Source organism: Fodinicurvata sediminis DSM 21159, from assembly GCF_000420625.1.
GTDB lineage: Bacteria > Pseudomonadota > Alphaproteobacteria > Kiloniellales > DSM-21159 > Fodinicurvata > Fodinicurvata sediminis.
The window spans coordinates 1-24,850 of the sequence record NZ_ATVH01000005.1; the positions used below are offsets into that span (position 1 = coordinate 1).

General features: G+C 64.0%; 30 protein-coding genes. 6 read left to right on the forward strand and 24 right to left on the reverse strand.

Annotated features, from left to right (window positions below):
• The 15 genes from G502_RS0100895 to G502_RS0100965 form a co-directional block, all read right to left on the reverse strand.
• A partial coding sequence (locus tag G502_RS0100895) for a transposase (RefSeq protein ID WP_155957758.1) occupies positions 1-222 on the reverse strand: 222 nt, incomplete at its 3' end.
• Positions 223-654: 432 nt separating this feature from the next.
• On the reverse strand, positions 655-783 hold the full coding sequence (locus tag G502_RS22760; protein ID WP_022726780.1) for a hypothetical protein: 129 nt from the start codon (positions 781-783) through the stop codon (positions 655-657).
• Between the two features lie 181 nt (positions 784-964).
• Positions 965-1,798 (reverse strand): prolipoprotein diacylglyceryl transferase, encoded by an 834-nt coding sequence (gene lgt / locus G502_RS18040; protein WP_022726781.1) that lies wholly within the window; start codon positions 1,796-1,798, stop codon positions 965-967.
• Between the two features lie 471 nt (positions 1,799-2,269).
• On the reverse strand, positions 2,270-3,160 hold the full coding sequence (locus G502_RS0100910; RefSeq protein ID WP_022726782.1) for a DMT family transporter: 891 nt from the start codon (positions 3,158-3,160) through the stop codon (positions 2,270-2,272).
• Positions 3,161-3,381: 221 nt separating this feature from the next.
• Positions 3,382-3,834, reverse strand: a complete 453-nt coding sequence (locus G502_RS0100915) for a hypothetical protein (protein ID WP_022726783.1) — start codon at positions 3,832-3,834, stop codon at positions 3,382-3,384.
• A gap of 48 nt (positions 3,835-3,882) precedes the next feature.
• On the reverse strand, positions 3,883-4,551 hold the full coding sequence (locus G502_RS0100920; RefSeq protein ID WP_022726784.1) for a hypothetical protein: 669 nt from the start codon (positions 4,549-4,551) through the stop codon (positions 3,883-3,885).
• Positions 4,552-4,651: 100 nt separating this feature from the next.
• The gene (locus tag G502_RS21790) at positions 4,652-4,927 is read right to left on the reverse strand and encodes a DUF2933 domain-containing protein (protein WP_081649622.1); all 276 of its coding nucleotides are present in this window, start codon (positions 4,925-4,927) and stop codon (positions 4,652-4,654) included.
• Positions 4,924-7,449: a heavy metal translocating P-type ATPase gene (locus tag G502_RS0100930; protein ID WP_022726786.1), complete on the reverse strand. Its 2,526-nt coding sequence runs from the start codon at positions 7,447-7,449 to the stop codon at positions 4,924-4,926. Before G502_RS0100930 ends, G502_RS21790 begins: the two co-directional genes overlap by 4 nt.
• Positions 7,450-7,451: 2 nt before the next feature.
• Complete coding sequence (locus G502_RS0100935; protein WP_022726787.1) at positions 7,452-7,700, reverse strand: hypothetical protein; 249 nt, start codon at positions 7,698-7,700, stop codon at positions 7,452-7,454.
• A 91-nt stretch (positions 7,701-7,791) separates the two neighbouring features.
• Positions 7,792-8,118, reverse strand: coding sequence for an SHOCT domain-containing protein (locus tag G502_RS18045; protein WP_022726788.1), 327 nt, complete (start codon positions 8,116-8,118; stop codon positions 7,792-7,794).
• A 170-nt stretch (positions 8,119-8,288) separates the two neighbouring features.
• On the reverse strand, positions 8,289-9,215 hold the full coding sequence (locus G502_RS0100945) for a DMT family transporter (RefSeq protein WP_022726789.1): 927 nt from the start codon (positions 9,213-9,215) through the stop codon (positions 8,289-8,291).
• Positions 9,212-10,147, reverse strand: a complete 936-nt coding sequence (locus G502_RS0100950; RefSeq protein ID WP_022726790.1) for a cation diffusion facilitator family transporter — start codon at positions 10,145-10,147, stop codon at positions 9,212-9,214. The genes G502_RS0100945 and G502_RS0100950 overlap by 4 nt, the downstream gene beginning before the upstream one ends.
• A gap of 75 nt (positions 10,148-10,222) precedes the next feature.
• A complete protein-coding gene (locus tag G502_RS0100955; protein ID WP_022726791.1) occupies positions 10,223-10,750 on the reverse strand; it encodes a cupredoxin domain-containing protein in 528 nt (175 codons plus the stop codon).
• A 92-nt stretch (positions 10,751-10,842) separates the two neighbouring features.
• A complete protein-coding gene (locus G502_RS0100960) occupies positions 10,843-11,223 on the reverse strand; it encodes a hypothetical protein (RefSeq protein ID WP_155957759.1) in 381 nt (126 codons plus the stop codon).
• A gap of 43 nt (positions 11,224-11,266) precedes the next feature.
• A complete protein-coding gene (locus G502_RS0100965) occupies positions 11,267-11,677 on the reverse strand; it encodes a hypothetical protein (RefSeq protein ID WP_022726793.1) in 411 nt (136 codons plus the stop codon).
• A gap of 224 nt (positions 11,678-11,901) precedes the next feature.
• On the opposite strand from G502_RS0100965, the gene G502_RS0100970 reads away from it, so the two are divergent.
• From G502_RS0100970 to G502_RS0100985, 4 genes are all read left to right on the forward strand, one after another.
• A complete protein-coding gene (locus tag G502_RS0100970) occupies positions 11,902-12,192 on the forward strand; it encodes a CopG family ribbon-helix-helix protein (RefSeq protein WP_026988927.1) in 291 nt (96 codons plus the stop codon).
• A complete protein-coding gene (locus G502_RS0100975) occupies positions 12,189-12,470 on the forward strand; it encodes a type II toxin-antitoxin system RelE/ParE family toxin (RefSeq protein WP_022726795.1) in 282 nt (93 codons plus the stop codon). Before G502_RS0100970 ends, G502_RS0100975 begins: the two co-directional genes overlap by 4 nt.
• Positions 12,471-12,623: 153 nt before the next feature.
• Positions 12,624-12,896 carry a CopG family ribbon-helix-helix protein gene (locus G502_RS0100980; RefSeq protein WP_022726796.1) on the forward strand — a complete coding sequence of 91 codons (273 nt, stop codon included), beginning with the start codon at positions 12,624-12,626 and terminating at the stop codon, positions 12,894-12,896.
• Positions 12,884-13,177, forward strand: coding sequence for a type II toxin-antitoxin system RelE/ParE family toxin (locus G502_RS0100985; protein ID WP_022726797.1), 294 nt, complete (start codon positions 12,884-12,886; stop codon positions 13,175-13,177). Before G502_RS0100980 ends, G502_RS0100985 begins: the two co-directional genes overlap by 13 nt.
• A 39-nt stretch (positions 13,178-13,216) precedes the next feature.
• Here the strand turns inward: G502_RS0100985 and G502_RS0100990 are convergent, their stop codons facing one another.
• Positions 13,217-13,717, reverse strand: a complete 501-nt coding sequence (locus G502_RS0100990; RefSeq protein ID WP_155957760.1) for a 3TM-type holin — start codon at positions 13,715-13,717, stop codon at positions 13,217-13,219.
• Positions 13,718-13,765: 48 nt separating this feature from the next.
• Here G502_RS0100990 and G502_RS0100995 point away from each other — a divergent pair, with 48 nt between their 5' ends.
• Complete coding sequence (locus G502_RS0100995; RefSeq protein WP_022726799.1) at positions 13,766-15,139, forward strand: MFS transporter; 1,374 nt, start codon at positions 13,766-13,768, stop codon at positions 15,137-15,139.
• On the opposite strand, the gene G502_RS21215 is transcribed toward G502_RS0100995, so the two are convergent.
• From G502_RS21215 to G502_RS21230, 8 genes are all read right to left on the reverse strand, one after another.
• A complete protein-coding gene (locus G502_RS21215) occupies positions 15,105-15,683 on the reverse strand; it encodes a glycoside hydrolase family 108 protein (protein WP_022726800.1) in 579 nt (192 codons plus the stop codon). The genes G502_RS0100995 and G502_RS21215 overlap by 35 nt on opposite strands.
• A complete protein-coding gene (locus G502_RS0101005; protein WP_022726801.1) occupies positions 15,667-15,954 on the reverse strand; it encodes a hypothetical protein in 288 nt (95 codons plus the stop codon). Before G502_RS0101005 ends, G502_RS21215 begins: the two co-directional genes overlap by 17 nt.
• A gap of 13 nt (positions 15,955-15,967) precedes the next feature.
• Positions 15,968-16,819: a DUF2793 domain-containing protein gene (locus G502_RS21220; protein WP_022726802.1), complete on the reverse strand. Its 852-nt coding sequence runs from the start codon at positions 16,817-16,819 to the stop codon at positions 15,968-15,970.
• Positions 16,816-19,041, reverse strand: a complete 2,226-nt coding sequence (locus G502_RS0101015; RefSeq protein WP_155957761.1) for a phage tail protein — start codon at positions 19,039-19,041, stop codon at positions 16,816-16,818. Before G502_RS0101015 ends, G502_RS21220 begins: the two co-directional genes overlap by 4 nt.
• A 149-nt stretch (positions 19,042-19,190) precedes the next feature.
• Complete coding sequence (locus G502_RS0101020) at positions 19,191-19,625, reverse strand: C40 family peptidase (RefSeq protein ID WP_022726804.1); 435 nt, start codon at positions 19,623-19,625, stop codon at positions 19,191-19,193.
• Between the two features lie 11 nt (positions 19,626-19,636).
• Positions 19,637-22,489 (reverse strand): phage/gene transfer agent baseplate hub protein, encoded by a 2,853-nt coding sequence (locus tag G502_RS22795; RefSeq protein WP_051151949.1) that lies wholly within the window; start codon positions 22,487-22,489, stop codon positions 19,637-19,639.
• Entirely contained in the window at positions 22,486-23,163 is a 678-nt protein-coding gene (locus G502_RS22600; RefSeq protein WP_022726806.1) for a DUF2460 domain-containing protein, read from the reverse strand. The genes G502_RS22795 and G502_RS22600 overlap by 4 nt, the downstream gene beginning before the upstream one ends.
• Entirely contained in the window at positions 23,156-23,884 is a 729-nt protein-coding gene (locus G502_RS21230; protein ID WP_022726807.1) for a hypothetical protein, read from the reverse strand. The genes G502_RS22600 and G502_RS21230 overlap by 8 nt, the downstream gene beginning before the upstream one ends.
• A gap of 130 nt (positions 23,885-24,014) precedes the next feature.
• On the opposite strand from G502_RS21230, the gene G502_RS0101040 reads away from it, so the two are divergent.
• Entirely contained in the window at positions 24,015-24,563 is a 549-nt protein-coding gene (locus tag G502_RS0101040) for a hypothetical protein (RefSeq protein WP_022726808.1), read from the forward strand.
• Positions 24,564-24,850 lie beyond the last annotated feature (287 nt).

Below are 24,850 nucleotides of genomic sequence, written 5' to 3' on the forward strand. Positions count from 1 at the left end.
CAGCTGTCCTGCGCGCGCCTGGCGGCGCCAGCTCGAGAGGTGCTGCGGGCGCAGGCCGTGGCGCCGCGCCACCTCGGCAACGCGCGCATCCGGCTCAAACGATTCCGCGACAATCCGCGCCTTGGCCTCCTCCGTCCAACGCCGCCGGCCCGTCGGGCCCTCCAGCACATCAAGGCGCTCGACACTATGGTCGAACTCCTCCACTAACAAATGTTGGTCCATTTGGTATCCCGTATTTCGATAACACTGGGACCAACAGTAACCTATACAAACCCGCTACTGGAGTATGGGGCTCTCGCACCGCTTACGGTGAACCCCTGAGCGGCCAGGGCAATCCGCTGCGCCTGTAACCGCGTCAATCGTTCCTGCCCCGCCATCACGTTCCTTCCCAGTACCCTGCCTTCCGAGTGCCGTGTGAAGACGGGAAACTAGCGTGACAAGGACCGGCAAACCACCTGTTTTGCCGTCCCTCACAGGGCCTTCTGCCATACCGGACAGCCAGGGCAGGCGAGACCGGGCCATTCGTCTCGACCACTACCGCAACAGCGGTTGCCCTGCGGAACTCTTACCCGCGCATGGCCCAAGGGCCTGCCAACGCAGGACTAACCTCTCAAAATATAATAGATAATTGTCGAGACTGTTCTCCCGTATGACTTAGTCGGTGTTGCCACCGAAGCCTTCACTCAGAGCGCCGAGCGGCAGTGACAGCAGATGGAAATTGATGCGGTTCCGTGCGGGCAGCAGTGTGTAGCGATCAGCATCGAGCCCCTGCAGCTGATACATCCCCCACCAGCCCATACCCAACAAGAGAGCGGGTCGCGTAAAGGCTTCGCCTCGCACCCGGTCTTCGTTCATATAATAATTGGGGTCGAAGTGATTTACAGGCGCTGAGCGCAGGTTGTATTGAACCTAGGACAGCGAACGGCCTCCCTACGGAGAATACCTCCGTTTCACCACCCTCCATTCAATTTCTGCCCGCCGAATGGGCTTGCAGCATCGGTTTGTCTTCCGAGTGACGTCGCGTTCGTACCATCAGATACAGTCCTAGTAGAACCATAGGAGTGGAGAGAATCTGGCCCATGGTGATCGGGCCGAGGATGAACCCCAATTGGACGTCAGGTTCACGGAAGAACTCGACGAACATTCGGGCGAGGCCGTAACCGACCAGGAAGACGCCGGTGAGGAACCCGGCTCGGCGTCTTATTCCGGGGCGATGGGCCAGAACCGCCAACACGGCGAACAACACCAAGCCTTCCAGGACAGCCTCGTAGAGCTGGCTTGGGTGCCTCGGCAGGTCGCCACCATACGGAAAGACCACGGCCCAGGGCACGTCGCTCACACGGCCGAAAAGCTCACCGTTCACGAAGTTTGCCAGGCGTCCGAAGAAGAGTCCGATCGGCGCCGCCACCGCAACGAGATCGCCCATTGCCAACGGGGAAAAGCCGCGTCGCCAGGAGAAGACTGTGATAGCAAGGAGCACGCCGACAAGACCGCCGTGAAAGGACATACCGCCATGCCAAACCATTATGGCTTCCAGCGGATACTCCAGATAGTAGGCGGCATTGTAGAAGACCACATAGCCGACGCGCCCACCCAGAATAATCCCGAATATCGCCCAAACCATAAAGTCGTCGATATCCGGGGCATTTGGACGGAGGGTGTCACGTCTGGCGAGATGGAGACAATAGCGCCAGCCGAGCAGAATCCCGGCAATATACGCCAAGGCGTACCAGCGTATCACCAAAGGTCCGATTTCGAAGGCGATCGGGTCGATATTGGGAAATGAGATTTCTGGCATTCACGGGATCCTATCTGCTTCGATTCCACGGCTCCGCGCCGGCCCCTCGGCAACCTTCGTTGCGCGCTCGACCTGTCGGGATCCCAGAGCATCAGTTGAAAGAATGCGCCAACCATTTTGCTTGACCACGCCGACAGCAAAGCCAATGAGAAATCATACAGATTCCAGCTACTGGAAGGTCAAATGAAAGATTCTCCACGCGTCAACGCAGAGCCCGCCTAAAAGTCATTCTTGACCTTCCTGCGATTGGAATCATTAGCCCAACCGCACAGGTCTGGATCCGTTGCTGTCGGAAAATCCAGCCCTTGGAGTTGGGATAAGGGGCCAATGGAGCAAGAAAGAGCAAAGTGAGGGACAAGTTACAAGCACGGCGATGGGCGTGACTGCGACGTCACGAAACGGCCCGACAGCTTACCAACATGTCCGGTTGAGAGCACTTCTTGCGGCCACAAAAGATCGCGCAGGCCATTATCATTGGATAGAAACCTTTCCGCGGACTCCATGCTGTACAAAAAATATCCCGGCCAGCACCAATACAATACCGATAGCTTGCGGCCACACGAGCTGCTCGTCGAACAGGGTCGATCCGATCACCAATCCAAAAATCGGTACAAGGAATGTGAAAGCATTGGCCCGATTGAGCTCAACATTTTCGAGAGCGGTAAACCATAGCCAGAATGCAAGGGATGAACCGAAGATCGCGAGCACGCCAAGAATGAGCACGAAGTCAGCCGACCAGGTTAGAGCGGAAATATCCTCCGTGAATATCGACAGGAACATCAAAGGTACGGCACCGATGAGTAACTGGAATCCCATCGCCATCACGACGTCAGCTTCTCCGGTCAGGCGCTTGATGGCGATATTTCCAATCGAAACGCCGGTCGCTGCAAGGACAATGTAAGTGATGCCCAGCGCATAGTCTGGTTCGGTGCCGGCGGCAAGACCCGGCCACGCTATTGCGCTGATACCCGCGAAGCCAGTTATCAGGCCTAGCTTTCCGAACGCCGTCAGCTTTTCCTTTAAGACGGCATGCGCAAGAAGCGCGGCAAGAAGTGGTTGTGCATTGGCAATGACGGTTGCAAGCCCAGGTGAAACGAATTCGGCAGCGTGGAACATACCAAGGAAGCCCAGACTTGTCGCCCCAAAGCCTACAAGCGTGATCAGCGCCCAGGAACGGCCACTCCGGGGAATTGGCCGGCGGAAAAGCAGGCCTATAAGAATTAGGCAGAAACCTGCAAGACTAGCCCGCATCGCCGCAAAGGCTAGATGAGGCACTAGATCGAGACCTAAGGTGATAAGAGGGAAACAGGAAGCCCAAAGCAGCATGACCGCCAGTAGACGGAAGATTACACCAACAGTCATATTACTGCCTTTTTGATCTCTTTCATCCTCATGATGCTCAGCCTCAGGACAGTCACAATTAAAGGATTGAGCTCATAAAATGTAGAATTACCATCATTCCGCGGGACGCCAGTTTCTATTCCTGGAAATCCCAGTAACTAAGTGATTGGATAGTAAAAATCTCAATGTCCAGAAGAGAGTGTTAATATTTAGGAAAGATGAAATCTCTGGAAGCAAAATATCTATGACGCTTTTCCCTTTTTCATAGCGCCCCAGAACGCAAAACTTGGAAGAATCAACCATTGGGCAATAGGGGTTATGCCCGCATCAAGGCCAGGCAGCACCGGCATCAATTCACGGTATGCCCAGGCTTCCCGTACTTCTATGTTCAACCACTCACTGAAGAGAGTATAGCCAAGGCCGATCCCTATGGCTGGCAAGGCCACCCGCCAATAGCCCTGTCCTGGCCATTGCCCCGTTCCGAAGAGGAGAAGGGAGGCGGTCAGCGCCGATAGCGCAATCAGGATGTCACCAGCCGTGCAATGCAACGCCGCAAAAACAATCTCGCCCGGTGACCCGGTTTCCCAAAGAGTAAAAAGCGGCATGTGGGCAAACTCCCAGACGAGATTGCCCACCGCCATGAAGACAAGATAGCGCCGCAAGATATTGAGCCAAGTAATCTGGTTCGAGGCCATTTTTACCACTGCTGCGGCAAACCCTGCACTTTGGTTGGAAGGTCCGTCTTATTCGGTAATCTGTCGAACCAGGCCCGGGAAGCGGTTGAACGCGAGCTTCTGCACCAGGGACCCGTCGACTGTGACGATCTCCGCCGTAATTGTGGCGTCACCCTCCGCAACGATGTCTCCGACCTCCAGACGGGGATTGCCGTGATGCGCCAGTCGTTTCTCAAGAAATCCGCGCACCTGGTCCGGTGTCATCTCGTCATGTGCATTCTCCGGAATCCCGTAGAGAATGTCGGGGCCAGTCATTCCGTGGTGCCCCTTTCCATGACCGCCAGCTCCCATCATCGATTTCATCATGGGGCACATCATTCCTGCCATGGGCATTTGTGCCTGACCCATCGCGCCTTGTCCCATATGACCCATCATGCCGCGGCCCATCATACCGGGGCGCATCATCTGGTCCATCATGCCGCGGTCCATCATGCCGGGCGCCATCAGGCCCATGCCTTCTTGGTCCGGCATCATGTTCATCATACCGGACATACCACCCGGCCTTTCAGCTGACGGTGCACCATCAGCTGCTCCGGCTTGTGGCTGATCGGCCCCCTGGCTTTGCTCGGGATGATGTGTCTCCTGGTTATCGTTCTCGCTTTGGGCAAGCGCCAAAGTCGAGCTTGCGACCAGAAAAATGCCCGCAATAATAAGTGAATTCAGTCTGTTCCCACGCATGGCGTTTTCTCCTTTGCCTGTAAGGGAATGATATGGGGTGGCACTTCTACGCAGATCTGTAGAGCGGGATCCTGCTTCGAGATTGAAGGCAGGATTGGACTTATCGGTTATGGCCACCCCCTCCATGCCCGCCTCCACCATGCCCGCCGCCACCATGTCCTCGATGCATGAAGAAATGCATGCCGACACAGAGCAGCAGAGGCAGCAGGAGCGGTAGGGCGGCAAGAATGTGCACACGATGGTCAATCCAGAGCCACCCTGCGCCAATGGCCAAAAGCACGCAGAGTGCAAAGCCTGCAGGGGTATTCAGGAAACTGCGCTTACTCGACGTGCCTCCGTTCGATCCATCTTCATTCGGCTGCTGGTTATGCTTCATGACTTGGGAACCTCCAGTCGGGCGCCTTTCAGGAGAAGCGAGTTCCCTATCACCGACAGCGAACTTACAGTCATTGCGATCACGCCAATCATCGGATGCAGCAAGCCTAGTGCTGCTATGGGAATGGCCCCGAGATTGTAGAACCATGCCCAGAACAGATTCTGGACGATCTTTCGGAACGTCGCCTTGGACAGGGCGATCGCCTCGACAGCTTTGGTGAGTTCGCCTTTAACCAGAGTGACATCTGCCGCTTCGATGGCGACATCCGCTCCTGCTCCGATGGCAATACCGACATTGGCTTGCTTCAGGGCCGGGGCGTCATTGATGCCATCCCCAACCATAGCAACAGAATTGCCGTAACGTGACTGGAGATCGCGAATGGCCGTTACCTTGCCTTCCGGAAGAACACCCGCCTGCACTTCGTCGATCCCAACCTGGTTGGCGACATGTTTTGCCGTGCGTTCATTATCTCCGGTCACCATCGCGACACGTATGCCGAGACCGTGCAATGCTTCGATGGCTGCCTTCGAATCTTCCTTGATGGTGTCGGCAACAGCGACAATCCCGGCTGCATTGTTTCCAATTGCCACGAGCATTGCTGTTTTACCTGTGGTCTCAAGGTCTTCCAACTGCGCGGCAAGCTCGTCGATTGTAATCCCTGCCTCTTCGAGTAGACGCCAACTCCCCACACGCACGATTTCACTATCAACCTCACCCTCGACACCCCGCGCCGTGACGGACTTGAAGTTCGTAACCTCAGGCAGGTCCAGGCCGCGCTCGCGTGCACCTACAACGATCGCCTGCCCGAGTGGGTGCTCACTGCCAGCTTCTACGGCGGCCGCTGCGGCAAGGACTCTTGCCTCATCGAAGCCGGAACTTGTCACAACATCGGTCAAGGAAGGCTTGCCCCTGGTGATCGTACCTGTCTTGTCCAGCACGATGACCTTGATATCCTTCAAAGTCTGGATCGCTTCACCGGAGCGGATCAACACGCCCCGTTCCGCACCCAGGCCACTGCCCACCATGATGGCCGTTGGGGTCGCAAGGCCGAGCGCGCAGGGACAGGCAATGACCAGAACTGCAACCGCCGCCAGAATGGCAGCAATGAGCGGGGTCATGCTTGGGTCAACCCAAGGCAGGAAACTGGAGCCCCAGGTAAGAATTGGACGTAGGCTTTCACCCATGAGAAGCCATGCCAGGAAGCTGGCCAAGCTGATCAGAATCACTGCAGGAACGAAGTAATTCGTCAGGCGATCCGCAAACTCCTGGATCGGAACCTTTGAGCCTTGCGCCTCTTCCACCAATCGGATTACCTGCGACAGGAAGGTATCCGCTCCGATCTTTGTGGCACGGACCTTCAACATACCTTCCTTGTTGATCGTCGCCCCGATTACCGTGGCACCAGGTCCCTTCTCGACCGGTACGGACTCGCCGGTCGCAATAGACTCGTCGAGATGGCTGGTTCCTTCAATGATCTCACCATCCGTCGGAATCTTGGCGCCTGGCCGCACCACCATCAGATCCCCCAATTGGAGTTCCGATACGGGCACCTCCACCTCCTGGCCATCCCTCAGCACGGACGCGGTTTTCGCACCCATGGTGATGAGCCGCTTGATTGCCTGGCTTGCCCGCCCCTTGGCACGGGTCTCCAGGTAACGGCCCAGCATGTGGAAGGTCATTATGGTCGCAGCCATCTCGATGAACGAAGTCATCGGATAAACGAAACCGACGAGACCGATCAGGTAGGGCGGAAGACTGCCCATTGAGATCAGCACGTCCATGTTGGCTGTCCGGTTCGTAAGCGAACGCCAGGCCGAGCGGTGTGTCGCAAACCCGCCATAAAGAAAGACCACAGGGAAGGCGAGAACTGCAACGATTGCAAGGTAACCCGGAATAGGACGCCAGAACATCTCCGGGATCATCAGCAGCATGATGAGCGTTGTCGGTATAGCGGCGATCCAAAGCCGCTTCCACGCCTGCGACAGATAGCGTGTTTCGAGATCCTGCTCGGACGTTGGCGAAGAACTTTCTGGCTTTTCCACCGATGCCACGTCGTACCCAGCACGCTCGACAGCAGTCTGGATGGCTGCGGCATCGGTAGCTTCACTGTCGAAATTTATGCTCACGCGATGAGCCGCGATGTTCGTGCGTACCTCGGAAATGCCCGGCAGTCTGTGGACCGAATCAGAGATGAGCCCGGCGCAATGGTCGCTTCCCATGCCGGGAACAGTCAGACGAACCCCGGCTTGACGGTTACCCTCCTTCGTTTCGGCGTGATCAACATCATAGCCGGCTCGCTCCACAGCTGCCTTCAGGTCCTCTGGCCCAAGTACGGCAGAATCGAAACGGACATCGACACGATGGTTCGCAATATTCGTGTGCACATCCACTACACCCTGCAGCCGCTTCAGGGAGCTGGAAACGAGTCCCGCGCAGTGATCGCTGCCCATGCCGGGGACGAGCAGGCGCGCAGAGCGGATATCCCGCGCGTTCTCGGACTGTGGGGTTCGTTGCTGAGTCATCACTACTTTCCTGTCTTCGGATTCTGTTTTTGCCTTCGTTCGATCCATAGAACCAATGCAACGACCAGGGGACAGGCAATCAACAAAGCGAAGGCCAAGATTGTCCAAGGATAAATTCCGATGAGCCAAAGGATGGCTATGGTGGCAATCAGCCCAACGGCCAGGCATATCGAAACCATGTGGCGCTTCAGGAACGCCGGGAAGCTCTTGCCTTGCAGCTCCTCCCCTCGAAACGGGTTGTTGGGCTCCATCCTCTCCGGTCCTTTCAGCTTCTTTCTCAAGTGGCCCTATTTTCCATACAAAAGACCAAGAGCCAGGCTTTCCTGTCGAACGCCCAGAACCTCAGCCATTCAGGGTCTTCTTGCGCCTCTCGAACTCGTCCTGCTCGATTTCGCCACGTGCGAAACGCTCGCGAAGAATGGCATCCGAACTTTCCTGCACAGCGGAAGTTGCGCCTGACTTGGTCGCGCCGGAACCAATGCCGAAAGTCCGCAAGACCATGACAACCATCAGCGCAAGCAGTCCATAGAAGAAGGCCATCATGATTGGGCCCATGTACCAGGCGCCATTCATCATGTGACCGCCATAGCCGCCATCGCTATCGGCAAGGGCGAAAGGAGTTGTGGTAGAAGCAACAGCGACAAGTGAGGTCATCAGGCCGGTTCGCATTTCTGAAGTCCTTCTCTACAGAGCTGCTCGCCATTCGAGCAGAGTTACAAGACAAAGGTAGGGCTTCCAGCAACTAGAAGGTCAAGCGATTCATGGTGTCAGGCGGCTGCAAGGCCTTCCTCCGCTCAGACAGAACTGAGGCGCATCTAGTGAATTGAAATATAAGTATTTTATATATCCCTCAAGGCACACTGACAGGGATGCACAGACCGCCTCTCCGCACCCCGCGACATTTCGCGCGTGAGCCAGAAGCCGGCCCCGAGCAGGAGCGCACCGCCATAGATCATCCCCTGCGCCGGCACCTCGGCGAAGATCAGGAAGCCGAGTGTCGTGGCGACAACCGGCGAGACGATGATGTCGACCAGCGCATAGACATTGGCATCGAGCGTTTTCAGAACGATGGATATGCCAAAATAGGCGAAACCGGTCGAAACAAGGCCGAGTGCCGCCGCCCAGAGCATCACCGGCAGTTCCATCCCCAAGGCATCATAGGCGATCGTTGCCGTGAGCGCGCCAGGGCCCACAAGAACGAGCGCCGGCATGAGAATCAGGGACGCAACCAGCATCGACCAGGCGATGTCGTTACCGGCCTCGCTCTTCCCCTCATACCGCATGTAAGTGACCATTGCGGCGTAGATTGCGCCGTCTCCAAGCGCCACGAGATTGCCGAGCATGTGACCACCTTCCAGTGGCTTGGCGAGCACAATGCCAATCATGGCGATGGCGAAGATCACGATATAGCTTTTCCGCGCCTTCTCGCCGAGAAAAAGCGCGGAAAAGATGAAGACGAAGAAGGGTGCGATGCTCCAGAAGATCACGGCGTTGGCGATGGGAACCAGCGTCATGGCGTAGTTGAAAACGCTGATCTGCGCAGCAATCAGAGCGCCTATGATGATCGTATCCTTCAGGTTGCCCCAGGGAAACCGCAACGACTGTCCGGTCGCCACGGGCATGACGGCCATCAGAAAGGCCGCTGCAAAAGCAAGGGCGTAGAAATTGAGCGTCTGGATCGGGATCAGCCCGTCCGTAAGCTTCACGAAGACACCAATCGTGGCCTCCGACAGCGTGATGAGCAAAAGCAGGAGAAGAGTCTTCATTCCTGGCTTCCCTGCGGTGCGGGCCGCGTCACATCAATTGCCTCGGCGCCCGATTCATCCAGGCAGGTGCTTTCCACCTGCAGGGTAACGAAGAAGAATCCGAAGCGTTTCTTCACCATCCCATGCGCCTCTTTCAGGATTGCCTGGCTGTCCACACCATCCGCCACCCGCAAATGGCCGGAGAAGACATAGCGGCCACTGGTCAGGGCCCAGGCGTGCACGTGATGCACGTCCTTCACGCCCTCCAGCGCATTGAGCGCGTCCGAGACCTCCGACAGGCTTATCTCCGCCGGCGTGCCCTCCATCAGCAGATGCGCGGAATCCCGCAGAATGCCCCAGCTCGCCCAGAGCAGAACGAAGCCGAAGCCCATGCCCAGAAGCGGGTCGATCAAGAGGAAGCCGGTGAAGTGGATCACCAGCGCGGTGATGATGATCAACAGGCTGCCAATGAAGGTCTGGATGATGTGCCAGAGCGCGCCCTTCACGTTCAGGTCGCTCTGGCTCTGCTTCCAGATCAGCGCCAGTGAGATCACCTCGGTCACGATGCCGCCGGCCGCCGCCAACAGCATTGGCGTGGGCGGTAGTTCAATCGGCTGGGCCAACCGCATGGCCCCCATGACGATGACCACCAGCGCCATTGCCAGGAGGAACCCGCCATTGACAAGCGCCCCCAGAATCTCGGCCCGGTACCAGCCGAAACTGCGGTTCTCGTCCGCCGGCCGACGCGCCAGCCGCGCCGCGAAAATCGCCACCAGCACGCCGCCCACCGCCGAGAAAGTGTGGAAGGCATCCGAGATCACGGCGATCGAGCCGGTCCAGAGTCCGATGCCCATCTCGATGAAGAAATAGATACCTGTCAGCCAGGCGGAGATCGCCATACCGCGCCCGCTCGAGGGCATGTGACCCGCATGCCCGCCATGTGCCTGTGCCATTTGTCTCATCCTTGAGTCTACTGAAGCTTCAGCCGGGCCGAAGGGGCAGAACGCGCCCCTCCGGCAAGCTGCATGTCAGTGTTTCAGTTCGAAGTCGCCGACCATGCCCGAAGCGTAATGCCCCGGCACGTTGCAGCCAAATTCGAGCGTCCCATCCGTCTCTTCGGGAAAGGTCCAGAGGACCTCACCGCTCTCGCCGGGCTCCAGCAGAATGCTGTTGGCATGCCCATGCATGCCTTCCATCGCCTCCTCATCCAGGCTTTGCGGTGTCATGATCCCCTGTTGCATCATCGCCATCATTTCCTGCTTGTGATCGGCGTGCATCTCGGGGGTCCCGATGTTGAATTCGTGCACCAGGTCGCCTGTGTTGCGCAGCTCGAAGCGGATTGTTTCGCCGGCCTGGACCTCCAGGCGTTCCGGTTCGAAGCGGGTGTCGTCCATGACGACCTCGATGCTGCGCGAGACCTGGGAGGCCTCGCCCGGCGTGCCATGGGGCGCAGCATGGCCGTCGTTGTTGGCGCCGTTGGCAAGCGCGCCTGTCGCGGCGACGGCGAGAGGCAGCGCTGCCAAGGCAAGGCAGCGCGTATAAATCGTTTTGAACATGTCTATCCTCGTTCCTGTAACGGGTCGCAGACTCCACCCGAAACCGGCCTCACCAGACCGCAGATGGAGTGTCGATGAGAACTTCCGCTGTCTCAGGAACGTGGCGGCGGTATCTCCACCTCCAGGACTCCGCCTATCGCCAGGTGCTCGTCAAATGGGGCCAGCACGAGCAGCAGGTGAAAATCAGGCACAGCGGACCAGCTGTCCTGCCCCATCTGGAAAGAGGTACAGTGCCCGGCCGTCGTCTTGCAGCCACCGGGCCGGGCATGGGAATGCCCGTCATCTTCGGAGTCCATAGCCCTGGGATACGCCTTATCACCCGACTCCACCTTGCCATCAGCGGCCTCATGGACATGATCCGATTCGACGGCTGTCGGGTTTTTCTCCGGCAGTGCATTGGCGACAGCGCCGGACAGCCCGAAGGCAAGGGCCAGCAACAGGAGTGCGGAAAAGCGGGTGAGCCGTGCCATCATGACCGCCCCATGAAAGCGCATTTCCGGGGAATAGTCCAGACGTTCAGTCCCGAACGATATAGTAGTCCAGGCTGTTGTTCCGCATGACCTCGACAGTGTGCGTGCTGACACCCCGCGAGTGATGCGCCTCGACGTAGTACCAGCCGGACGGCAGCCTCATTCTGGGATTGGCACCGCTTTGCTGCTTGACCAGGTAGCTGTGGTTCCCGCCGGCGCCTTCGTGATGATAGACACGCCAGTCGATGTTCTCGCCAACACGCCGCATGCTCGAGCTATCCGTCAGCAGGGCCAGGGAGATATTCCCCGAGCCGCTGCGCGAGCGGGCATAGCGCCGGCTGGGCAAATCACGGCTGGAGCCACAGCCGGCCAAGCCACCGGTCAGGGCCAGGAGACCGAGCCCCGCCAGCGCCTTCCGGCGGCTCAGGAGGGACGTCTGGGAATGCGATTCAGGCATGGGATGAATCCAGTCAGGCTTTTGCGCGAATCCAGATCATAAAACAGCCGAATCGCAAATTCATCAAGAATTGTCACATCCTGTGACAGAGTTTTCATGTGTTTTCTGCACAGTGGCTTTTGCTTCCCTCATTCCCGAATCAGAAATCGCTTGGAAGATGGACTCTGCACTGCATGGACATTATGTGTTACAATGCACTCATTCAAAGGCATAATGAGGCAGGCATGACGGACTCCACCTTCACCTTTCGCGTGGATGACACTCTCAAGGAGACATTCAGCGCTGCAGCCAAGGCCGAGGACCAGAAGGGTGCGCAGCTTCTGAGAAGTTTCATGCGCGAATACGTACGGCAGCATCAGGAAAAGCTGGAGCACGACGCCTGGTTTCTCCAACAGGTGCAACACGGTTTGGCTGCGGCAAATGAAGGAGACCTCCTCTCCGCTGAGGATGTTGAAGCAGAAGCCGAGCGTTGGAGAGCCGAGATCGAGCAGAAGCTTGCCGGAACGACTTCGTGAAGCTGCTCTGGACAGGACCCGCACATGAAGACCGGAAGCGTATCCGAGACTACATAGCCCAGGACAATCCGCAGGCCGCCCTTGCGCTGGACAGGCTGTTCTCGACGAAAGTCCAGTACCTGAAGACCCATCCCGAGCTTGGAAGGCCGGGCCGTGTCCCAGGAACGCGGGAATTGATCGCTCATTCGAATTACATAGTGATCTATGATGTCACCGGGGAGCAGGTGCGGATTCTGCGTGTCCTGCACTCAGCTCGACAATGGCCATCCGAATCGTAATCCTGCATCAAGGTGCAAGCCTCACTTCAAGGCCTCTCACCCCTGCCCCTTCCAGCTCTTCACCATCTTCTCGCCGTAGGCAGTGCCAGTGGACAGCTGGATCGTGGAAGGCTACAGTATTATTTGGTAATACTTAGTAATAAGAGTCTCCTGATGGCAACGTCCCTCAAGATCGATGACGTGCTGAAAAGCCGTATCCAGAACCTCGCCAGCCAGCGTCGCCGCTCGGCGCATTGGCTTATGCTGGATGCAATCCAACAGTATGTCGAGCGCGAGGAAGCGCGCGAGAGCTTCAAGCAGGAAGCTCTCTCGTCCTGGGCGGCTTACCAGGAAACGGGGCGGCATCTGACGGGCGAGGAAGTTCGCACCTGGCTGAACACCTGGGACAGTGATGAGGAAGAGGCGCCGCCCGAGTGCCACGAGTAATCGTCACGGAAGGCGCCGTACAGGGTTTGGAACGCTGCCGGCAGTTCCTGGCTGCCAAATCCACGACAGCGGCCAGACGTGCGGGCCAGGCAATCCAGCAGCAATTCCTGCTCCTGGAAACAACACCCAGCATCGGCCGGCCGCTACCTGATACACCGGAGTTGCGCGTGTTGGCGATCGCCTTTGGAGACTCCGGCTATGTTGCGCTCTACCACCACGACCCAACCGAGGATGCCGTCTACATCCTGGCCTTCCGGCATCAGAAGGAAGCGGGCTACTGATGGCGGAACATTCAGTAAGCTGACTCCCTGTAGTTCACCTCACCCCGTCCTCTTCCAGCTTTTCACCATCTTCTCGCCGCTGCGGCCGACCACGTAGCCGCCGACGCCCAGCGTCAGCAGGTCCCAGAGGCGCTCGGGCAGGTCCAGGGTCAGGCCGACGTCGAACAGCAGTTGCAGGTAGGGCGCCAGCAGGTAGTTGTTGGCGATCACCGCGGCAATGACCAGCATCAAGAGCGGCCGCCAGGTGGAGGTCAGCGGATGCTCCGAGCGCGCCTCGGCCAGCACGATCTCGGCGCCGGCGCGCTCGATCTCGCCGGCATGGGCCAGCAAGGCGGCGGTCAGCTCGCGCTCCGCCTCGTTCCGCGCGCCCTCGTCGGGCAGAACGCGGTCCAGCACCTGGCCGAAGACCGGTGCCAGGGCCGCAATCAGGGCCGGAAAGGCCATCGTTCCCTCCTCCTCTTCCCGTCTCGATACTTTCCCTGCCGGGCCAGGCCGGCCGTCCTTGCCGAAGGCAGCAACGGCCCTCCGACTTGATTCCACCGCTCGCGCTGCCGACAATGCCGGGGTCGGCAAGCTGCAGGTGGATCCATGTTTTCAGGACCGCTGAGCGACAGGCGTTACAGGCATCTCTTCGCCGCCCAGGTGATCGCCCTTCTGGGCACCGGCCTGACGACGGTGGCCCTGGCGCTGCTCGCGGATGCCCTGGCCGGCGCACAGGCCGGGCAGGTGCTGGGCACGGCCCTGGCGATCAAGATGGTGGCCTATGTGGGCATCGCCCCGCTGGTCGGCGCCTACGCCACGCGCCTGCCGCGACGCAGCCTGCTGGTTGCACTCGACCTGCTGCGCGCCTCGGCCGTTGCCTTCCTGCCCTTCGTCAGTGAGGTTTGGCAGATCTATCTGCTGATCTTCCTGCTGAACGCCTGTTCAGCCGGGTTCACGCCGCTGTTCCAGGCCACCATTCCCGACATTCTCGAGACGGACCGCCACTATACGCGGGCTCTCTCCCTCTCGCGGCTGGCCTACGACCTGGAAAACCTGCTCAGTCCCCTGGCCGCCGCCCTGCTGCTGACGCTGATCAGCTTCGACCTGCTGTTCCAGCTGAACGCCCTGGCCTTCCTGGCCTCGGCCCTGCTGGTCGTTTCGGTCGTGCTGCCCCGGGCCCAGGCGACGGACGTGCCGCAGAGCCTGCGCGACAGGATCGGGCACGGCCTGGCGATCTATCTGCGCACGCCCCGTCTGAGGGGCCTGCTTGCGCTCAGTCTGGCGGTGGCCGCCGCCGGCGCCATGCAGATCGTGAACACCGTTGTCTATGTGCGCAGCGGCCTGGAGCTGGGGGAAACCGCGGTGGCGCTCGCCTTCGCGGCGGCTGGTGGCGGCTCCATGGTCGTGGCGCTCGGCCTGCCGCGCCTGATCGACAAAGTGGCCCAGCGTCCGCTCATGCTGGCGGGCGGCGGCCTCATGACGACCAGCCTGTTCCTCGGCCTGCTCCAGCCCGCCTTTGGTCCCCTGCTGTTTCTCTGGTTCCTGCTGGGCGCGGGCAGCTCCCTGGTCCTGACGCCCTCGGGGCGGCTGCTGAAGCAGTCCTGCCACGGGTCGGACCGCGCCGCCGTCTTCTCGGCTCAGTTCTCGCTGTCACATGCCTGCTGGCTGGTCACCTATCCGCTGGCCGGATGGCTGGGCAGCCAATACGGGCTCTCGCTCGCCTTCCTTGTCCTCGGCGTGCTCGCCTTGACCGGGACCCTTTCGGCCGCACGGCTCTGGCCGGATGGCGATCCTGTCGTGCTGGAGCATGAGCACCCGCCCCGGCACCACAGCCATCTGCACGTCCACGACGAGCACCACCAGCATGAACACGAAGGCTGGGAAGGCCCGGAACCCCATGCACATCCGCATCGCCATGCGCCCGGCCGCCACCGCCATGCCTTCGTCATCGATACCCATCACGCGCACTGGCCTGTGTAACCACAGCTTCCCACACATCGATCGATGCCGCGCGCAGCGCCAGCGCGGCGCCGTGGGCGGCCAGGGTGCGGCGCAGCCAGCCGCGGCCGTAGCGTGCGAAGCCGGCCAGGCCGGCGTAGTAGGCCGCGCGTTCGGCGCAGAGGTCGCGCAGCACCATCTCCTCCCACCCTCTGTCCCGGGCGGCCGCCAGGGTGACCGGCCCGAAGACCCCGTCCACGGTCACGCGTAGGGCCTGCTGCAGGGCCCGCACGGTCACCTCGGGCGGGCAGTTGACGCCCATGTCGAAGACCAGCAGCGCCAGTGGCGGCGGCAGGTCCTGGCAGTTCTGCGCCTGCCAGAAGTGCTCGCGATAGAGCGCCACCGCCTCGGACTCCTCCAGCCCGCGGATGTCGTCCGCCTCCGCATCGGGATGAAGCCGGCGATAGAACCGCAGGGAGATGCCCCAGCGGGTGGTGCCGCCGGGATCGGCCGGGTCGTCGGTGACGGCCCCGCCGCCCTCCCAGTCCAGGACAAAGGCGAGCGCATCATCAAAGCCGGGTTGCATCGGGAGTCTCCTCTTCAGGCGTGGGCCGATAGGCGGACTCCCGCTCCAGGTAGCGCAGGCGCTCGTCGTGGTTTTCCAGCTGCCGGGTCACCTGCTCGCGCATCAAGCGCAGCTCGGTGCGCACCTCCACCAGGGTCTCCACCGATTGCCAGGCCACGCTGCCGGTGCCGACCAGCGCGGCCAGGATCATCGCCCGCCAGAGGCCCATCCAGGCCCCGCGCAGGCCCATGAAGGTCGCATTCAGGCTGTCGGGTTTGTCGTACAGGCTCATCTCCACCTCGCTGTCATGAGATATCCGTCACCAGGCCGCCGGTGACCATCACGGTCTTGCCGTCGGCGCTCTGGAAGGTTCCGCTGGCCCCGGCCTGGCCGTTGCTGGCAAAGTCGGCGGCGTTCACCGCACCCTGGAAGTCCGCGGCGCCCAGCGAGCTCACACTGACCACGGCCTGCGCCCCGGCATCGCGGATCTGGAAACTGGCACCACCAGCCTGGTCTTGCAGCTCGACGATGACGCGGTTGTCGGCCCCGGCGCGGCCGAAGAACAGGCGCGTCGCTCCGTCAGCGTCCTTCAGGTAGGCATAGGTGCCGTCGGCCGAGAGGCCGGCCGCGCCGCCACCCAGGGTCAGGAATCCGCCCCCAGCGTGAATATTGTTGGCCGCACTCAGGTTTCCCGTCGTGCTCACATCGCCGGTGAAGGCCGCCCCGGCCAGCGGCGCATAGTCCGCCAGCGCGGCCGCCAGCCCCGCCGGCTGCACGGCGCTGTCGGCCAGCTGCCCCTGCCCCGGGCTGGCATGCGGCGCGCGCCAGTCCTGCCCGTCGAAGAAGAGATGCCGGTCCTCGTCGGCGATCCAGGCCTTGAGGCCCGACGGCGGATCGAGGAAGTCCCAGCCGTCGAGCCACAGCGCGATGCGCCCCGTCTCGCCCGCCCAGGCGCCCTGCGCGCCCGCCGGCAACAGCCAGGCCTGCTGGGGCTGCGGCGCCGCCGGCGGCGTCGTCACCGTGCGGCTGGCCAGCACACAGGCCAGCAGGGCATCCAGGCGGTTCAGTGCCATATTGTGGAACAGCTCCTTCTGCGCCTGTCCGGTGAAGAGATAGGGCAGGTGGAAACGCGGTGTCGTCTCGCTGTCATGGCTCATAGCTCGGCCTCCTTGGTTAGCCCCCGGCCCACCACCGGGGAAATCTGGCAAACGCGCAGCCGCACCGCCGCGGGCAGGCTCCCGAAGTCGGCCTGCTGCTGCGCCGCCGTATAGGTGAAGGCGGGTGCCGGGCAGGTCTCCCGGCGCAGCACGGCCCCCTCCCCCAGCACATCCCCGTCCTGCAGGACCTCCAGTTCATAGGCCTCGGGCCCGTCCTCCAGCGCTGTGTCGAAACCGTCGCGCCAGCGCCGGTCCAGCCGCGCCCGGCGCACCCAGGTGATCGCCAGGTCGCCGTTGGCCGCGCGCCGCCCGCGCAGGTGCACCGGTGCCCAGGGCTGCAGCGCCCGGCCTGCGCAGATCCGCTGCGTCACCTCTGCGTCCGCGCCGTCCCGCCCCCAGGTGACGGCACGGTACCAGCGCGGCCGGCCCAGGTCGTTCACATCCAGGGCGAAGCGCCCAAGTCCCGGCCCGTCCAGCAGCACCACCGCCTCCTCGGCCTCATGGTTCGCCACCGCGGCCTCGGTCCCCAGCCGCCCGCGCAGCAGGCGCGACAGGCGATAGCGCCCGGGGCCCAGCAGCTCGGCAGAGGCGAACTGCAGGATCTCGCCGCCCAGCCACAGCAGGTTGCGCCCCGCCGCCACCTGGTCTTCCGGCAGGCTGTCCAGTTCACGCTCCGGGTCGTCCAGCTGCAGCACCACGGCCGCCGCCCGGTCCCAGTGGGTCACCGGCCCGGATGGAAGAACCGTCTGTGCGCGACCTGTCACCGCCGCCGTCTCGCTCTCGGCCAGGCTTCGGAAGCTTTCCGGTTGCGGCAGGCCGCCGCCCTCCACCAGTGCCCCCGGCCAGCGCAGGGCCGGCTCCGTCGGGCCCAGCGCGACATAGAAGCCGGCGCCGGCGTCCTGGCTGCGCAGGGCCGGCAGGTCCAGCAGGATCAGGCGCGTCGGACTGTTGCGCGCCGGCGCCCGGTTGCGCGCGGCCAGCGCCGGCACACCGGGCGGGGCGGCCGTCTCCAGGGCGCTGCCCGGGCCCGTGCGGTCGGCCACCAGCTCCAGCGACAGCAGGCCGGGCGCCGCAAAACGCCGTTCGAGGATGCGCCCCTGCAATTCTGCGCCGTCCAGCTCCAGGCTGACCACGTCGCCCGGCCCCAGCCGGCGATAGGCGGGCGGCAGGGTGATCTCGTGGGTCACCCGCTGCTGCCAGGCCAGGGCCAGGCTGCGCTCGGCAATGCTCCGCGCCTCGTCGGCGGTCAGCAGCAGGGGCAGCTGCAGTTCCGTTTCGCTGCGCGACAGGGACTCGCGCCGGCGGGCCTGCTGCACGCCCGCCTGATGGTCGCGCGTCACGTCTGCGTACTGCACCGCCAGGGCGCGCGGCAGGCTGTGGACATCGGCCCGCCGGCTGGCCAGCCGCGGCACCGGCGCTCCCTCCGCAAAGTCTGCCGTCTCGCGCGCATCGGCATCGAAGGCGCCCAGGTCGCCCTCGGAAATGCGCGTCTGCGCCACCTGCACCAGGGGCCGGAAGGCCAGCTGCCCGTCCTGCTCGCGGATGTCGAAGAAATAGGCGCGCTGCAGCGGCTCGATGGCCTCGCGCGCCGACATGATACGCGGAATGGCATAGCCGCGCAGCGGCTGGCCCTCCAGCGCCAGGGCCTGGACCGGCCCAACCCCGGCCCGGGTACAGAGGTCACTCAGCGCATCGGACAGCCGCGTGCGTTCGGGCGGCAGCGCCACCTCGAAGGTGAAGTTGGGCAGGCGGTTGCCGAAGGGCCCCAGCTCCAGGCGCTCCAGAACCACATAGGCCAGGCCGCGATAGGCCGGCACCCGCCCCGCGCCCTCGATACTCTCGATCACCGGGCTGGGGTCCTGTGTCTCGTCGCCGGAATAGAGCTGCAAGCCCGCGGCCAGGCCGTCCAGCTCCTGCCCCGCCTCCCACAGCAGACGCCCGTCCGCCCAGATGCGCCGGAGCGCGCGGACCGGCCCCTGGCACAGCCCCAGGGCCAGCGAGACGTCATAGCTATAGGTCGTGGTGGTGGTCTTTGTACTGGATCCGCCCCCGCCCTTGCCGCCACCACCGTGGGTCTCGGTGCGCCTGGACTTGCGCTCGCCCACCGGACCCATCCAGATCACCGTGCCCGACAGGCGGCAGGCGGCGCCATAGACCAACGGGATGGCGCTGCCGTACTCCGAGCCCGAAACCCGCAGCTCCGACAGCCGCGGGCCCTCCACCCGCTGGTGCGGCAGCGAAGCGCCGAACAGCACGTTGTCCACCGCAGCCCCCGCCAGGCCGCCCAGGGTCTGGCCGAACAGGCTGACGCCGGCCGGCAGCAGCGACTGCCCCAGCGCGCCGCCGGCCACCGAGAACGCCAGTGTCGCCATCAGCCCTGCTCCCTTTCCTGCGGCACCGCCAGGCGATAGGCCGCCACCGCCGGCCCGGGCCAGGTGCCGTCATAGCCATGCTCGATCACCCGCCCGCTGGGTGCATGGGCGTGCAGGATGCCGCGCTCGGTGACGATGGCCACATGGGTGGCCCGTCCGCGGCAGGACAGGCGCAGCAGGTCCCCCGGCTTCGCCGCCTCCGGCACGCAGGGGTCCAGCAACCGTTCCAGCCCGCGCGCCAGCTCCCCTTCCTCGGGCCGGCGCGGATAGCCCGTGGCATCCGCGTGCGGCAGGCCCAGCGCCTTCGCCACGCCGATGGCCAGGCCGATGCAGTCCACGCCGGCGCCGCGGCAGCGCCCGCCGTGGCGGAAGGGCGTGCCCAGCCAGCCGCGCGCCTCGGCCACCACGGCCCGGCGCAAGTCGTCCTCGTCCATGATCGCTCTCCTCAGGCGCGGCTGAGTCGGGTGACGGGGCGCAGCACGGCATCGCTGCCGGGCAGGCTCGGCTCGCCGCGGAAGTTCACCAGGTTGTCGAAGCGCTGGCGGCAGGTCTCCGCCCGCTTGTCGCAGCCGGGCGTCAGGCGGATGCGGTCGCCGATCTCCGGCGGCCGGCCCAGGGGCTCGAACAGCACCAGGCGCCCGCTGTCGGCACGCAGCTCCTTGACCTCCAGGGACCGGCCGGCGTGGCGGCCGTCCAGGAATTCCACCAGCCCGCCGCGCCAGGCCTCGGGCGCCGCCACCTGGATGTCGCAGGCCAGGACCTGGTCCTCGGCCAGGCCACCCGGCCCGCCGGCGCCCAGGGCCGTCACTTCGCCTTCCAGCGCCAGCGCGGCCAGGTCCACGCCGCAGCGAGCATCGCCCAGGTCGGCGCGGCAGTGCGGCTGGTAGACCGCACCCAGCGGCTGGTTCAAACGCTGGGCCGGCCCGCGCAGCTCGGCGCGGAAGTGATGGTCCCGGGGCTCGATCTCGCCGATGTGCCCCTCGGCCAGGATCAGAGGCGCTGTCCCTTCCGGATCCTGCCAGTCCACCTGCAGGATGCGCACATGGGCCCCGTCATAGAGCCCGGCCTTCAGGTCGGCTTCGGTGATCTCCTCGCTGTGGAAGCCGCCCCAGGCCTCCAGGCTGTCGCCGGTCAGCCGCCCGGTGGCGCGGATCTCGCTGGGCTCGAAGCTGACGGCCGGGCGATAGGTCTCACCGGCGATGATCAGCGGCCGGTCGTGGGTTGTGAATCCCTGTACAAGGCCGTCGCGCCGCTTCACCCGCCAGGCGAGCGCCAGGCAGGTCAGCGCCGCGCCCGCCCCCGGCCAGTTGACCTGGGGATCATAGACGAAGCCGTCGCGCACCACCTGTTCGCGCGACCAGACGAAGACCCGGGCCGGGCCGCGGTCCAGCGCCTCGGCCAGGGCCCGGTCGATCGCGCGCCAGCGCCAGGCCTCCTCGCCCAGCAGGACGAAGCCCGCGAAGTAGTGCAGGGCCGACAGGGGATAGCCCAGCACCTCCTGCGCGATGCGCCAGGTCTCGGCCGTGCGCTCGAAATCGCCCGCCACCACCCAGTCGTAGTCCTCGATCTGCAGGACGTCATAGGCCGGCCAGGCCCAGGCCGCCGCCGGGAAGTTCAGGCGCGTCAGGATCTCGCTGTCGGGGCGGAAGACCTGCGGCGTGAACAGCAGCAGCGCCACCTGCACCCCCGGAAAGGCCGCCCGCACCCGGTCACGCAGCGCGTCGGTGGCCGCGCCCAGACGGTCGCGGCACCAGTCCAGATAGGGTCCATGCACCCCCGCCGGCCCCTCCCCCCGCTGCAGCCAGGGCGTGGGCGCATAGAGCCCGGTCTCGGCGTGATAGGCGGTCAGGGTAAAGGCGTCATAGATGTGCGGCACCTGCGTGCCGAAGCTGCCGTCCCACCACCAGGGCTCGCCGATCTGCAGGCAGGGGGCCAGACCGGCCTCCTCCGCCAGGCCCAGCACGAACTCGGCCACGCCGCCCAGCCAGTCCAGAGCGGCCCCGTTGCAGGGCGAGATCAGCGAGGAGGGCGGCTGCCAGCCGGTCAGCGCCATACGGCCCGCATGGTCCTTCTGCGCCCAGTCGGCCGGCATGAAGTCGGCCAGGATCTCGAAGCTGAGCGACAGCCACAGCCGGAAGCCCGCCGCCTTCAGCCGCACGCAGAGATCGGCCAGCCAGGCCGCCGCCGGCGCGTTCAGCGGCGCCTGCGCCGGGTCCACCAGATAGCGCCCGGCAGGCTCGTCCCAGGCCAGGTTATGGAAGTGCGAGATGCCCAGGTAGAGCACCCAGTCGTCGCGGTAGCCCAGCTTCACCGCCTGCGCCACCACCCGCGCCGGTGTCAGGTGATAGGCGTTGTCGTAGCCGTCCGCCATGGCCAGGCCGTGCGGCGCGCAGCCCTGGTCGTTGATCGCCAGCAGCGCCCCCGGCCCCGTGCAGGTCAGCGCCTCCAGGTGCACCTCCACCGTCTCGGCCTGGGGCAGGCGCTGCTGCGTTTCCACCGTCACCCGCACCTCCTGACCCGCGGCCATGCTGCCGGTCAGCACGGCCGCCGGCTCGAAGCTTACGAGTTGCTCGGTGCCGCTGCTGGTGCTGGTGACGATATATTCCTCCGGCCCCGGTGCGCGCTGGGCCGGGAAGACCAGGCGGTCGCCCGGCGAGATCGTCAATCCGCTGGGCACCGACAGGCTCACCTGGCTGTCTCCACTGGCCAGCGGTGCCGCCAGGCTGGTGCGCCCGGCCATGTAGCTCTTGGGCGGCAGGGTCAGCAGAACGCGCCGGATGTCGTCCACCGGCACCCGCGCCGCCCGCAGGGCTTCGGGATCGTCTGCGTCGGGCGGACTGAAGCCACTGGTGAGAGCGTCGTCGAAGACCACCTCGATCACCTGATCGAAAGGGTCGTCGTCCGCCGCGTTGGGATTGGGCAGCACGCGGTGGTTCCACAGGCGCAGGTGATGGACCGGCCCGCCATGGGTCTCTAGCGCCAGCGCCGGTCCGTTGAAGGCGTCCAGGCCCAGGGTCTCCCCATTGGCGCGGTAGCGGAAGCGCAGGCTGCAGCCACGATAGCTGGGCTGCGCCTCGTAGCGGTGCAGCAGGTGCCCGGCCGTATCCTCGCTCGCCCAGTGCGCGCCGGCCAGGTCCAGGTTGCGGCGATAGACGGCGCGGAAGACCAGGTTGTCGTCACCTTCGCTCACCAGCGAGGCCGAGGTCAGCAGGTTGAAGTCCGTCTGCCAGTGGTCCACTGCGAAGCGCATGATCTGCCCGTTCCGCTCGGCCGCCGGCAGGCTCATCAGATAGCTCATGACAGGATCACCTCCACCAGCGGCACCTCGGCCACCTCGTGCCCGCCCGGCGCCAGCCAGGCGACCTCCAGCCGGTCGCTGTCGAAGCGCACCGGCACGTCGAAGATGAATCCGGCACGCAGCTCCACGCCGGCGTCCGGCGCCACATCGAAGACCAGCTCCCCGGCCAGGCGGTCCACGCTCCAACCGCTCGTCACCTCGGCCCCCTCCACTTCCACGCCGTCCAGGGCCACGCGCAGGCTGTCCACCTGCGGCAGGGTGATGCGCCTCAGGTAGCTGGCTGCCCCGGCGCCGTAGCGCTTGACCAGCGCGAAGCGCCGCCGCGCCCCGTCGCCATGGCCCAGCAGCTGGTCCGTGGCACTGACCGTCTGCGTCGTCGGGCAGGACTTGTAGTCGGCCCAGTCGCGCAGAGGGAAGGCGCGCGCCCGGCCCCGGCGGGCATAGAAGAAGTCCAGCAGCAGGTCGCGATCAGCGGCCGAGCGCAGCCCGCGCGCCGCATTGAAGCGCAGGCGCGCCGCCGCCCGGTTCTGGTTGCGCTGCTCGCGGCCCGAGGCGGTCTCCACGATGGCGGTGCTGAACTCCGGCCCGCCCTCGGACCCCCGGGCCAACGCCAGCGGGAAGGCCACGTCGTCGAAGCCCCCCGGATCGAAGCCTTCGATCGAATGTTCAGGCATCGCGCCGCCCCTTCTCGACAATGCGGGCCAGCTGCACCGCCGCCTGGCTGGCGGCCTGGCGCACCCGGCGCGGATCGCCGCCGGGGCCCTGGATGTTGATGATGATCTGCGGCGCGGCCGCCGCCTCCTGCCTCGAGCCGTTCGGCAGGATGCGCCCACCGCTGTCGGGGCGGAAGATCTCGGGTCCGCGCTCGCCCACCAGATAGGCGCGGCCCGGCCGCACCGGCCCACCCGTCGCGCGCGTTCCACCAAAAGGGGTGCCCCCGAAAGGCAAAAGGTTACCCAGGAACCCGCCCAGCTGATTGGTCAGCCCCTGGCCCAACTGCTCCATGGGGCCGTCCAGCACCCGGCGCAGGGTCATGCGCTGCAGATCGCTGACCAGGCCGCGCAGCACCTCCGACAGGCTGCCGCCCTCCTGCACCGCGCCCTGGAAGGCACGGCGGAAGGCCAGGCCCAGGTCATCCGCCGCGGCGTTTAGACCAGCCGCCGCCGCCCGGCTTTGCTGCAGGCCCTGGCGCAGCTCCGCCAGCGCCTTGGGATTGGTCAGGCCGGCGGGCGTCGCCTCCCCCGCCCGTCCTTGCAAGGCCTTGCCCAGCTCGGCCTCGGTCTCCCGGCGCAGGGCCTGCAGCTGCCGGCGATAGTCCGCCAGGTCCACCTCCAGTCGCAGCGGCGGTGTCTCACGCCGCCTGTCATGGCCATAGGGGGACAACGGCTCGGCCATGCCCGGCCTCCTCTTCCAGTGGCAACGTCACGGAATCTTCCCATTTTTGTTTCAGGTTGCCCGCGTTGCCTTGCCGGCCCGCTGGGTCTAGGCTTCAAGCTTTGACGCGGCTTTCCAGGGAAACAGACGCATGGCCCGCTTCCTGCTTTATCTCTTCTGCCTGGCCCAGCTCGCCATCGCCTTCCTGCCGCTGGCACGGGTGGTGGTCTTCGAGGGACTGTCTGGAGAAGTCTTCGGCGCCTCCAGCGGCACCGCAACGCTGGTGATGAATGCACCGGTGGTGGCCAGCGGCTTCTGGATGATCGCCTGGCTCAGCCTGGCCCTGCTGTCCTACAGCTTCGCCCGCCTGCTGGCCCAGCAGGCCCGCATGATGAAAAGCCTGGAGAAGCTGCCGGCCCGCGAGGCCCCAGCCCGGGACACCGCCCCGCGTGAGAGCCGCGCCTACGAGGAACCGGCCCCGGAGGAGCCCAGACGCGAGCGCCGGCGCGAACGCCGGGCTCACCGCGAACCTGCCTTGGACAGCCCCCCCGCCACTGGTGCTGAAGCACGCGAAGAGCCCGTCCTCTGTGGCACACCACTACGAGACCGCGAGACGCGCGAGAGCGGTCGCAGCGGTGACAAGCCACGCCGCCGCGAACCCACCCTGGGCACACCGGACACGGCCAACGACGAGCGGTGATGCACCCCTGATCCTTCCAAGCCCTCGAAAGCCTGTCCTGAGCCTATCGAAGGGCAGGACCAACGGCGGGCGCCAGCACTTCGACGGGGCTCCGTATGAGGTGTTTCGAGGCTTTGCCTTCGGCAAAGCGCCTCAACATGCGGAAAGGAGGGAGAGAGCTTAAGAGACTGGAATAAAGCATAAAAAAAACCTCCCGCCTTCATAAAACCTCCCTCACCTTGAGGCTGCGCGAAGCGCACTCGAAAGGTCTCTTGCACCGGCGGCGCCGCTGGCATGCTTCCCAGCGC

Bases quoted from the DNA above. Each gene is read 5' to 3' on its own strand.
- G502_RS0100980 (WP_022726796.1), top strand. From the start codon at position 12,624: ATGGCAACGTCCCTCAAGATCGATGACGTGCTGAAAAGCCGTATCCAG.
- G502_RS0100945 (WP_022726789.1), bottom strand. From the start codon at position 9,215: ATGAAGACTCTTCTCCTGCTTTTGCTCATCACGCTGTCGGAGGCCACG.
- G502_RS0100955 (WP_022726791.1), bottom strand. From the start codon at position 10,750: ATGTTCAAAACGATTTATACGCGCTGCCTTGCCTTGGCAGCGCTGCCT.
- G502_RS0101005 (WP_022726801.1), bottom strand. From the start codon at position 15,954: ATGAGCCTGTACGACAAACCCGACAGCCTGAATGCGACCTTCATGGGC.
- G502_RS22760 (WP_022726780.1), bottom strand. From the start codon at position 783: ATGTATCAGCTGCAGGGGCTCGATGCTGATCGCTACACACTGCTGCCC.
- G502_RS0100915 (WP_022726783.1), bottom strand. From the start codon at position 3,834: ATGGCCTCGAACCAGATTACTTGGCTCAATATCTTGCGGCGCTATCTT.
- G502_RS22600 (WP_022726806.1), bottom strand. From the start codon at position 23,163: ATGCCTGAACATTCGATCGAAGGCTTCGATCCGGGGGGCTTCGACGAC.
- G502_RS21215 (WP_022726800.1), bottom strand. From the start codon at position 15,683: ATGCAACCCGGCTTTGATGATGCGCTCGCCTTTGTCCTGGACTGGGAG.
- G502_RS21220 (WP_022726802.1), bottom strand. From the start codon at position 16,819: ATGAGCCATGACAGCGAGACGACACCGCGTTTCCACCTGCCCTATCTC.
- lgt (WP_022726781.1), bottom strand. From the start codon at position 1,798: ATGCCAGAAATCTCATTTCCCAATATCGACCCGATCGCCTTCGAAATC.
- G502_RS0100950 (WP_022726790.1), bottom strand. From the start codon at position 10,147: ATGGCACAGGCACATGGCGGGCATGCGGGTCACATGCCCTCGAGCGGG.
- G502_RS0101040 (WP_022726808.1), top strand. From the start codon at position 24,015: ATGGCCCGCTTCCTGCTTTATCTCTTCTGCCTGGCCCAGCTCGCCATC.
- G502_RS0100995 (WP_022726799.1), top strand. From the start codon at position 13,766: ATGTTTTCAGGACCGCTGAGCGACAGGCGTTACAGGCATCTCTTCGCC.
- G502_RS0100910 (WP_022726782.1), bottom strand. From the start codon at position 3,160: ATGACTGTTGGTGTAATCTTCCGTCTACTGGCGGTCATGCTGCTTTGG.
- G502_RS0100930 (WP_022726786.1), bottom strand. From the start codon at position 7,449: ATGACTCAGCAACGAACCCCACAGTCCGAGAACGCGCGGGATATCCGC.
- G502_RS0100960 (WP_155957759.1), bottom strand. From the start codon at position 11,223: ATGATGGCACGGCTCACCCGCTTTTCCGCACTCCTGTTGCTGGCCCTT.
- G502_RS0100965 (WP_022726793.1), bottom strand. From the start codon at position 11,677: ATGCCTGAATCGCATTCCCAGACGTCCCTCCTGAGCCGCCGGAAGGCG.
- G502_RS21230 (WP_022726807.1), bottom strand. From the start codon at position 23,884: ATGGCCGAGCCGTTGTCCCCCTATGGCCATGACAGGCGGCGTGAGACA.
- G502_RS0100935 (WP_022726787.1), bottom strand. From the start codon at position 7,700: ATGGAGCCCAACAACCCGTTTCGAGGGGAGGAGCTGCAAGGCAAGAGC.
- G502_RS22795 (WP_051151949.1), bottom strand. From the start codon at position 22,489: ATGAGCTATCTGATGAGCCTGCCGGCGGCCGAGCGGAACGGGCAGATC.
- G502_RS21790 (WP_081649622.1), bottom strand. From the start codon at position 4,927: ATGAAGCATAACCAGCAGCCGAATGAAGATGGATCGAACGGAGGCACG.
- G502_RS18045 (WP_022726788.1), bottom strand. From the start codon at position 8,118: ATGCGAACCGGCCTGATGACCTCACTTGTCGCTGTTGCTTCTACCACA.
- G502_RS0101020 (WP_022726804.1), bottom strand. From the start codon at position 19,625: ATGGACGAGGACGACTTGCGCCGGGCCGTGGTGGCCGAGGCGCGCGGC.
- G502_RS0100920 (WP_022726784.1), bottom strand. From the start codon at position 4,551: ATGCGTGGGAACAGACTGAATTCACTTATTATTGCGGGCATTTTTCTG.
- G502_RS0100970 (WP_026988927.1), top strand. From the start codon at position 11,902: ATGACGGACTCCACCTTCACCTTTCGCGTGGATGACACTCTCAAGGAG.